At 39.6% G+C, this 10594-nt stretch carries 6 protein-coding genes; 1 reads left to right on the plus strand and 5 read right to left on the minus strand.

Going from position 1 to position 10594, the window contains the following annotated elements; genetic code table 11:
* Position 1: 1 nt before the first annotated feature.
* Positions 2-2065 carry a PorP/SprF family type IX secretion system membrane protein gene (locus tag M3P19_RS09525; RefSeq protein ID WP_249657435.1) on the minus strand — a complete coding sequence of 688 codons (2064 nt, stop codon included), beginning with the start codon at positions 2063-2065 and terminating at the stop codon, positions 2-4.
* 5 nt (positions 2066-2070) lie between these two features.
* Positions 2071-4332 carry a T9SS type B sorting domain-containing protein gene (locus M3P19_RS09530; RefSeq protein WP_249657436.1) on the minus strand — a complete coding sequence of 754 codons (2262 nt, stop codon included), beginning with the start codon at positions 4330-4332 and terminating at the stop codon, positions 2071-2073.
* 257 nt (positions 4333-4589) lie between these two features.
* On the opposite strand from M3P19_RS09530, the gene M3P19_RS09535 reads away from it, so the two are divergent.
* The gene (locus M3P19_RS09535) at positions 4590-6275 is read left to right on the plus strand and encodes a glutamine--tRNA ligase/YqeY domain fusion protein (protein ID WP_249657437.1); all 1686 of its coding nucleotides are present in this window, start codon (positions 4590-4592) and stop codon (positions 6273-6275) included.
* Positions 6276-6504: 229 nt separating this feature from the next.
* Here the strand turns inward: M3P19_RS09535 and M3P19_RS09540 are convergent, their stop codons facing one another.
* The 3 genes from M3P19_RS09540 to gltX all read right to left on the minus strand — a co-directional run bounded on the left by M3P19_RS09540 (position 6505) and on the right by gltX (position 10321).
* Positions 6505-7434 (minus strand): SPFH domain-containing protein, encoded by a 930-nt coding sequence (locus M3P19_RS09540; RefSeq protein WP_249657438.1) that lies wholly within the window; start codon positions 7432-7434, stop codon positions 6505-6507.
* Positions 7435-7533: 99 nt separating this feature from the next.
* Complete coding sequence (locus M3P19_RS09545; protein WP_249657439.1) at positions 7534-8760, minus strand: hypothetical protein; 1227 nt, start codon at positions 8758-8760, stop codon at positions 7534-7536.
* 58 nt (positions 8761-8818) lie between these two features.
* A complete protein-coding gene (gltX, locus tag M3P19_RS09550; RefSeq protein ID WP_249657440.1) occupies positions 8819-10321 on the minus strand; it encodes a glutamate--tRNA ligase in 1503 nt (500 codons plus the stop codon).
* Positions 10322-10594: the final 273 nt, after the last annotated feature.

Consider the following 10594-nt stretch of genomic DNA (forward strand, 5'->3'; position numbering starts at 1 on the left):
TTTAACTGTGGGAGTTTGGTTTGATTCGCATGATCCACATTTCGTCATCATACGAGGCATTTAGTTTAGAATAGTATGAGGTAAGGGCATTGGTCCAGTTCTCATGTTTTTTGAGATAGACATACCTTAAGTTGTTTTCTGGGTTTATGAAATAACTAGCATTCAAGCCCTGCGCATTCAATTGTTTTACGAAACGATTAGCGTTGGAAGCTTTTTCGAATACATTGGCTATGATGTAAAATCCTGAGCCTAAACCACTGATGTTGTATGTTTTGAATGACACATTTCCGGATTTGGCGGCACTGGTATTGGCTACGTTTTTCGTCAATGTGTTGTCGTCATATTTTGAATTTGAAGCGGTATTGTTCAAATGATTCAAACTGCTTACCGCATCGGTACCATTTACATTCATCACCCAAGCATCACCATGATATGAACCGTTAAGCTGACTATGGTATGCATCAACAGCTTCCCTTTTATTGCTATAGCCTTCCAGGTACACGTAAATGAGTCCGTTTTTAGGATTTACAAAGGAATCTGCGTTGAAGTTTTGACCTTGTAGGTCTGCAACGAAGGCATCTGCATTAGTCGGATTTCTAAACACATTCGCAATCAGATAATGACCACTTTCCACATTTGGGATGTTGAAAGGTCTGAATCGTAGGTTCTTGCGAGTTGCTACTCGGGTTGTTTTATCCATTCTGGCCACCGCATTTCTTGTCACGGTTTTCGCTGAAGAATTTTCGCTTAATTGAATTACTTTTTTGGAAGCGGTAGTATTGGTCAATCCATGATTTGCCAGGGGTTGCACAGGACGCTTGGCAATAATATCCATACTGTCCATGTTTGCGAAATACACCTCTTTGGCTTTTTCTTCCAATTCAGGCATTTCCCCTCTGGTTTCACGTCGAACCATTTTCATAACGGTCTCAAAACGTCGTTCCAAATCCTTGGAGCGCGTCATTTCCAGTGAATCCTGGCGCAAAAGCAATTCGTCTAAAATGGCATCATTTTCAGCCAATTTGTCTTTAAGACGTGCAATTTCCAAGTCCTTTTCTGTTAGGCTCAATGTTTCCTCAGGAACTTCTTCGTTTTCGGCCAATTCCAATTCATCATCAAGTAAAACCCTGTTTTCTGTTAGGTTTGGAGTGAAGGAATAGGCCAAGGAAACCTCGTGGCTTACACCGAAGTTTTCAAAATTGTTGGAGAGTCCCTTTTCTACCGTATAACCAATAGATAGGTTTTTATTCAAGTTGAAACCAAGACCCGCTGAAGCTCCATAAAAGTCATCATAACCAGCTTGAATCCACCCTAACCTTGGAAGGTCAAGAATAAGATTACCCCCTAGGGTCAGATCTTCTTCACCGGTTTTACGTACGCGAGCTAAGGGCATTAATCTACCCTCTTCTAAAATACCTGCCGCGTTTTTGAATTTATGGGTGTACTGAAGGTGTCCGGAATAGGTTTTTTCGTTGAACTCCGTTACGGACTCGCTAGTTTTTAGATTATAGTCAAACAGATTTTCCGCGTAGGCTCCAAAATCAAAATTTCCATAAGAAATGTTGAAACCTGGCTGAAACAAGACTAAAGAACTACTCTCCAATGTATTCAGGAAGGGATCATTGTCCAAGGCATTGGCCCTATCTTGATTAAAGGAGCTTTGGTAGTATGAAATGTTCGCACCAAAGGTAAAGTTGCTTTTTGGGCTTAAACGAATGCCGTAGGCATAATTGGTCTGAATACCAAAATTGTTGAAAAGTCCTTCTCTGTTGGTAAAGAGACTAACCCCAACACCGCTTCTATCGCTAACACGTCCGCTGTAACTTAGGAAGTATACCTGATTATTATCATCAAAAGATACCGATTGGTTTCTATGAAATAAATTGATGTAAGACTTGTCCTCCCTAACCGTTGAAAAGGTTGGGTTTATTAAGAATCTATTGAATTTCAAGAGATTCTGGGACGGCACATCGTATACCACAAATGGCGTTTCTTCCTGGGCGCGTACACCAGAAAGAAAAAGCAGTAAAACGGTTAGTATTAGTAGAGGTTTGTTGGTGCGCATTCGCTTTATCTAATGACTGTTATGGTTCCTTGTTTCAGGCTTTTCCCATCTTGGGTAATCCTGTAATAAAATATCATGTTCAGTTTGTTGAATTGGGTAACGGATTGAGGCCAATTGTTTTCGTAATTGGTTTGACTGAAAACTTCTTTTCCTCTATCGTCATATATGGTGACCAACACATCATCCTGTCTGGAATATGTGTTTGGCAACACCCATAGATCATTGATTCCATCACCATTTGCTGTTATAACATTTGGTATGGCGAACAAATCCCTATAAGTGATAGTGATTACTCTATTTACTGTACAATTGCCAAAACTTGCCACCAACAGATATTCACCTTCGGTTTGGAATCCATAGGAATCTAGAGACCCTAATAGATTGTTTTCGGCATCGAACCACTGGTACGATTCTGCGCCACTGGCGGTTACAGTACCCGTTTCTCCTTCAACAATAATCAACTCATCTGGTTGATCAATGCTTAATAAGGATTCATCAAAGGCTTGTACGGTAATGGTATTCGAGACAATTGGGCAATCATCGGTTAGAATACGCAACTGGAAATCACCTACTTCGGTGGCAGTAATCGTTTCGGAACTGGTGTCAATCACCGAACCATCTTTTACCCACTCAAATGTTTCATCTGTTAGGCTTTCAGAACTGGACAACACAATTGGGTCTGCACCCTCACAAAGCACAAGACCAGTTGATGACACGGTAAGATTGGTGCCAGCTGCCATGGTTACCTCCAAACTATTGGATGAGGCATTGAAACTGTCGACCACGCCTGTTAAGGCATAATCTCCATTGTCTTCAAAATCGTTAATGGTTATGGTCTTGGATGTTTCTCCGGATATCGTACTACCATCATGTGTCCATTGGTAACTGAACGAGCTCTCCAAAACCGAAGTTACGTTGGTACGTGCACCTGAGCCACTTACGGCATTTATTCTTAAAAGACTAAGTGTAACATCGGATGTTTGACAAGAAGTATAACTTCCTACATATTCCACAACAAATTCAAAAGAATCTGGAGCCTCAACAGCCGTTGTTTCAGAATCTACGGGAGATGATGCGCATCCTCCGCCATTTTCAGTTACTCTAACAAAGTAATCTCCTATTTCGGTAATATCTAAGGTAGCGTTTGTTGCATCGGTGATTGGTGACCCGTCTTTATACCATTGGTAAGAAGGGGTCAATGCATTTGTAGTGGCGGTTAAAGTTGCGGTTTGTGATGGCAACAATACAATGTTGGCATCATTCACCCGTGTAACTTCAAAATCTCCCAGGTTTCTAATGGTCACGGAAGCAGAACGTTCCACGCACGCAGATGGTCCGTCTACTTCAACTTCATAGGTGCCTTCAAACCCAGCTGAAGCGGTATTTATATTCAATGTGTTTTGTTCGAGAGTTGGCCCGGCAACTATAGCACCGTCTTTAAACCAAGTGTATGTTAGTCCAAGTCCACTTATGTTTGCCTCCAATTGGTGCGTATCCCCAATACAAAGACCAAAATCGTCAGAGCCATTAATTGCAATTCCAGAACTAGTTCCGGTTGACAATTCTATGGTATTGGACAAGGTGTTTGCTGATCCCGTACAAATTGAACCGTAATCCAATTCCACATAATACATACCTGGAGTTGAAACAGTAATACTATGTCCTTTTTCTGGCAATAACGTTCCACTGCGGTACCAATTATAGATGTATGTATTGGCGTTTGGAATGTTGTGTGGCTCAAGTGTAATATCGCCACCACCACATAATGTTATGGTTCCACCTGAAGGAATATCACCGCTACCGTCTTCACTTATCAATAGCGCTGAGCTGTAGTCTACATAGTGCATTGGATATGGATCTGATGGCGGGCTTGTTTTTGCAGGACTTGTACTTCGCACCCGCATTCTGTAGTTTTCACCACGTACATCATTTGGGACAGCGAATTCAAATTCGAAGTCAAATGTGGTGTTTTTGTCATCGACACGGGCTAGTTCTGTTGGAGCACCAAAATTTCCATTTGCATCGGATAGCTCCAAAACAAATTCGTTATCGGAATCTACCAAAGGCGGATTCCACGTGAAATTCACGAAATACTCGTTAAACGTGTCGGAAGCGCATGCGGCCGTCCAAGCAGAGTTACCTGCAAGATTTGGGTTGTCCGCTGCAACAGGTTTGTTAAGCACTTGTGCTGATAGTGAGTTTACACTGAAAAATGTCAATGCAATCACCATAGCAAAAATGGCATTATATGAAGTAGTTTTCCTCATCAGCGTTAGTTTAAAGGGTTATGGCAATACCGCCTGAGTTGTGCCCCTTAATGTTGTTTTGTTTGGAGGGTGGTTTTAACACCCACTATTTCATATAATGTTCTAATAACAAATATGATTTTATTTTCGTCGAACGGAAAGATATTGTTGTAGGCATCGGTAAAAGTGTTGTGAAATAGCTTTCTTTGTATACACTAAACCGTTTGTAATAGCTATAAACCCTGCATTTTAGTACATTTGCGCCTCAATTTTATCATATGTCTGAAGAAGAGCGATCACTGAATTTTATAGAGCATATAATCGAGGATGATTTGAAGGCGGGATATGACAAAAAAAGCCTTCGATTTAGATTTCCTCCTGAGCCAAATGGCTACCTCCATATTGGTCATGCCAGTTCTATTTGTTTGAATTTTGGCCTGGGTCTGCGTTATGATTCACCAGTGAACTTAAGATTTGACGATACAAATCCAGCAAAAGAGGAAAAAGAATACGTAGAAGCAATAAAGGCAGATGTTGAATGGCTTGGTTATCAATGGGATACCGAATGCTATGCCTCAGATTATTTTGGGCAACTTTATGAGTGGGCGGTAGCCCTGATTAAACAAGGGAAGGCGTATGTTGACAGCCAATCGTCTGAAGAGATCGCAGATCAGAAGGGCACACCGACTGAACCTGGAACCGGAAGCCCATATAGAAACCGGGATGTTGCGGAAAACCTTCGTTTGTTCGAAGGGATGAAGAACGGGGAATTCAAGGAGGGAGAACACGTACTTAGGGCAAAGATTGATATGTCTTCTTCAAACATGTTGATGCGCGACCCTATTATGTACCGAATCCTTCATAAGCCACACCATAGAACAAATACCGATTGGTGTATTTACCCTATGTATGACTGGACACATGGTGAAAGTGATTATATTGAACAAGTATCGCACTCCCTGTGTACATTAGAGTTTTTACCACATCGGGAATTGTATGACTGGTTTTTAGACCAATTGGTAGATTCTAAAAAGCTTCGCCCTAAACAACGCGAATTTGCACGTAGAAACCTTAGTCATACTGTGGTAAGCAAACGGAAATTGCTGCAATTAGTGGAGAATGATGTTGTTTCAGGATGGGATGATCCACGTATGCCTACCATTTCTGGATTAAGAAGAAGAGGGTATACACCCGAGTCTATTCGAAACTTTGCCGACACCATTGGAATTGCAAAGCGAGAGAACGTTGTGGATGTTTCCTTATTGGAGTTTCATGTTAGAGAACATTTAAATAGAATTGCTCCTAGGGTAATGGCAGTTTTAAATCCATTAAAACTTGTGATCACCAATTTCCCTGAAGGAACTGAAGAGTGGTTGGACGCAGAGAATAATCCAGAAGATGCAGAGGCAGGTAGTAGACAAGTACCATTTTCACGGGAACTTTATATAGAAAAAGAAGACTTCAGAGAGGAAGCAAACCGTAAGTTTTTCCGTTTAAAGCTGGGCGGTGAGGTGCGACTTAAGAATGGATATATTATTAAGGCGGAAAGCTGTACCAAAGACGAGAATGGAAATGTAGTTGAAGTTCAGTGCACTTATGACCCAAAAAGTAAAAGTGGAAGTGGAACTGAAGAAAGCCTTCGAAAAGTAAAAGGAACGCTTCATTGGGTTTCCATCCCACACGCAATTGAGACAGAAATTCGATTATACGATCGTTTGTTTTCGGATGCCACACCAGATGGGCATAAGGATAAAGATTTCATGGATTTTGTTAACCCTGACTCCTTTAAGAAAGTGAAAGGCTATCTAGAACCTAGTTTGAAGGATGCAAAAATTGGAGACAGGTTTCAATTCCAGAGGTTGGGATATTTTAATGTTGATTCCGACTCGGACAGTGAAAATCTAATTTTCAATCGTACGGTTACATTGAGAGATACTTGGGCCAAATTGGAGCAAAAAAAGTGATATAAAGAAAAACTATTTATGCGCCATCAAGTCATTGTCTATACTTATAAAAGACGACTCCCATATCGACTGTTTGAGGACGTTTTAAAATCCTAGAACCCACTAGCATCTTTAGAACCCAAAAGTTCGATTACGCCTGTTTATTTGAAGAATTTCGGATTAAACCAAAAAAGAAACCCGATAGCAAAACTGCTATCGGGTTTTTACTGTAAGAAAAGTAAGAATTGGTCTATTCTTCTTTTTTAGGTTTAGCTTTTTTCATTTGCTCGCCAATCATATTACTGGCGGTAAATGAAGCTACCATATTATTTAGCATATCACTTCCAGCTTGTGGAGAATTTGGAAGCAATATTAAATTCGTATTGGTTTCTTCGCCAATGGATTGTAAAGTGTCATAATGCTGCGTAACCACAATTAAAGCAGAAGCTTCTTGAGAGTTAATGCCAACTTTGTTAAGAACTTCAACGGATTCTTCAAGACCTCGTGCAATTTCTCTTCGCTGATCTGCAATACCCTGCCCTTGAAGACGCTTACTTTCAGCTTCGGCTTTTGCTTTTTCCACAATGAGAATACGTGCAGCATCACCTTCAAACTGGGCAGCAATTTTTTCACGTTCAGAAGCGTTAATTCGATTCATTGCTTCTTTAACTTGAGCATCTGGATCAATATCTGTGACCAGGGTTTTGATAATATCGTATCCATATTCCAACATAGCATCCTGGAGTTCTGATTTAACCGCAATTGCAATGTCATCTTTTTTCACAAAGACATCGTCCAATTTCATTTTTGGAACTTCGGCACGGACCACATCAAAAACGTAAGAGGTAATTTGATCGTGTGGATATTCCAATTTGTAAAAGGCCTCATATACCTTCTCACGAATAACCACATATTGCACAGAGACTTTTAGTTTTACGAATACGTCATCTAATGTTTTGGTTTCTACAATAACATCCAATTGTTGAATCTTGAGACTAAGCCTCCCAGCAATTCTTTGGATAAATGGAATTTTAAATTGGATGCCGGAATGTCTTACGCTTGTAAATTTTCCGAAGGTTTCAATTAGAACGGCGGTTTGTTGCTTTACAATGAAAATCAGGGAAAGCAGGAAAAGGAAGCCGAGAATAGCAAGTAGTGGATATACAAAAAAGTTACTCATAGATTAATGGTTTTAAGATTAGGTCTTTAAGGTACAAAACCGTTTTATATGATAAGTCTGTTAATTTGTGTATTTGTTACATCACTTTATGGATTGTAATTAAAGTTTGAGGGGTACCAATAATCGGACTCCAGTTTGGATATCTGGCGTATTGTTAACAAGCATGTCTTGTTGTAGATAAATTGAGAATTCTGTCTTTTTTGAGAAGGTATAAATTGCGGACCAGTAACTCGGAAACTTGTACAAATGTCGCGCAGCCTCGTGCCACCTAGCTATCCGTTCTGGATTAGAAGGCACATAGTAGTCTTCTTCTTTAGTTGAATTATAGCTGGATTGAATTCTATAATTCAGCCCAAATGAATGTACACCACCTTTATTGGTCTGTATACTATACTCCAAATGTCCCTCAAAGCTGCCAAAATAGTTGCTTGTTCCTAGATCAGGTTGATTGTCTTGAAATTCTACCAAACCTCTTCTCAGAAAGTTTATCCCAAGCCCTAATTGAAGTTGGTTGGGAGTATCTGGACTGAAGTTTTTTACACCGGCAATGGACACACCAAGATCCAGGGATTGATTATAGGTGCTTGTGTTTATGCCCAAATGCGTTCCAAAATTTAGCGAAATGTTGGATTGTAAAAAACACTCTGGATAGTAGATGTAGGAAGATTCTATTCCTGAGAATACAAAATCACCAGCATTGATTTCCATTACATTCCCGTTTCTATCAAGATAGTTTATATAGGCACTATCCATTCCTAATTGCCTTCTTCCAAATGGATCTTCACCACCTGCAATGTTGGAATGAAACCATTCTATAAATTGATCACCTGTAAGCCCTGTGAATGGAAGCTTACCTTTAGTTAGAAGGAATGAACGAAGCCCGATGTTTAATTCACTTTTAGTGCCAATAGGTTGGGTGTAATTGATCCGAATATCTTTAAGTACTCCATCATACTGGAAAAAGTATGAGTCGGAAGGTGAGTTGTCCTCATCAAATTCAAATATTCTACTATAGAAGATTACGTCCGCTAGTCGTTCTCTATCTTCTTGTAGACTCGGGACGTAAACGGTCACGGGTTGTCCCCAAATATTACCACTATTAATTTGAAGGTTTAGCGTTTTGGTTTTAGGGCTCTCCCATTTAAAGTTATGGGATAATCGATTAAACAACAACCCAAAAGGGTGGGTGGCTAAGGTATTCGGTTTAGAAATACCATTTTTTAGTTGAAACTCGTTTTTAGCGTTCTGTTGTGCGGCAAGATGTTGGGATCCAAAACACAAGAACAAGATAAACGCTACCAATACACTTGGTATGTTCTTAGGCATGAGGTTGTTAGACTGTTTGGTTTACCTCATAAATTTAGCAAATTATTTTAGCCGCCTTTTAGGATAACTTTTGGATACCATTTTGTATTCTAGTAACGGCCTCTTCCTTACCAATCATTTCAAGAATATCAAACAGGTGTGGACCTTTTAGTGCTCCAACTAATAATAGCCGAAGTGGACCCATTACTTTTCCAAAACCCAGTTCGTTGTCTGTTATCCAAGTTTTTACGGCATCCTCTAATTCTGATGAAGCAAAGTTCGTTTGGGTATTCAAAATTGAAAGAACATCAGACATGATTTGTGCTGTGTCATCCTTCCATTGTTTTTTAACCGCCTTTTCATCATAATTCTCCGGTGACTGAAAAAAGTAATCAGCCAAATTCCAAAAGTCGCTTACAAAGTTTGCCCTTTCCTTAATTAATGAGACAACAGTTGTTACATACTCAAGACTTGGTGATTTAATGGGCCTATTTAATAGAGCAGGCATAAAAAGAGATGCCAGTTCTTCATTGCTTTTGGATTGTAGGTATTGATGATTGTACCATTTTGTTTTTTCAGGATCGAACCGCGCACCTGATTTATTTACCCTAGTAAGGTCAAATTGGTTTATTAGATCATCAAGGGAAAAAAGCTCTTGTTCAGTGCCAGGATTCCATCCCAATAAGGCTAAAAAATTAATTACGGCTTCTGGAAAATATCCAGCATCTCGATAACCAATTGATTCATTCCAGGATAATGGAAATACAGGGAATCCACCTTTTTCTCCATCGCGCTTACTTAATTTGCCTTTGCCAACAGGCTTCATGATAAGCGGAAGATGTGCAAAGTGAGGTGGTTCCCATGAAAATGCGTCATACAGAAGTTTATGCAATGCCAAAGAAGGCAACCACTCTTCGCCACGTATAACATGCGTGATTCCCATTAAATGATCATCAACAATATTGGCCAAATGATAAGTAGGCATACCATCGCTTTTAAATAGTATTTTATCATCCAAAATGTTGGAATCGATTTTAATTTCTCCGCGAATCAAATCCGTGAGCACTAAGGTTTGGTCCTGAGGAGATTTAAATCGTATCACGTAGTCTATACCAGCCGCCAATTTTTCTTCCACTTCTGATTTTGTATGTGACAAGGAGTTGGACAACTTTAACCGATTATGCCAATTGTAGATAAATGTTTTTCCTTTTGCTTCGTGGTCTTTTCGATGACCATCCAAAACCTCGGGAGTGTCAAAGGCGTAATAGGCATTTCCTGAATCAATTAGTTGATTCACATAGTGTTGGTAGAGCTGCTTACGTTCACTTTGACGATAGGGTCCAACTTCACCCTCTTTGTCTGGGCCTTCATCATAAGGAATGCCACACCAGTTAAGTGCTTCTTTTATATACTCTTCTGCACCTGCAACATACCTATTTTGGTCTGTATCCTCTATTCGAAGAATAAAGTCTCCTCCATGTTTCTTTGCAAATAGATAATTGAATAGTGCAGTACGCACACCTCCTATGTGAAGTGGACCTGTAGGACTAGGCGCAAATCGAACCCGTACTTTTTTGGACATGACATTCTTAATTTGGGTGCAAAGATAATCTTAGTTGAGGTAGTGTAAAAGAGGTCTATAGTTTGGAATACATTGGTTTTGGTCGGTTTTAACAAAAAATTCTCTGTAACCTAATACCATATCAGGTATCTTGGATATAAATTCTTGATTGTTGGATACTTATAATTTTATAGTACAAAAGCTAGAAAATTTTGTTTTACGGTTTTATAAACTACGTCTTTTAAAAGGAATCTTGCTTTTTATCTCATTAGGCTTGTTGTTTTGGTTGGCTGT

Source organism: Flagellimonas spongiicola (assembly GCF_023502425.1).
Classification (GTDB): Bacteria; Bacteroidota; Bacteroidia; order Flavobacteriales; family Flavobacteriaceae; genus Flagellimonas; species Flagellimonas spongiicola.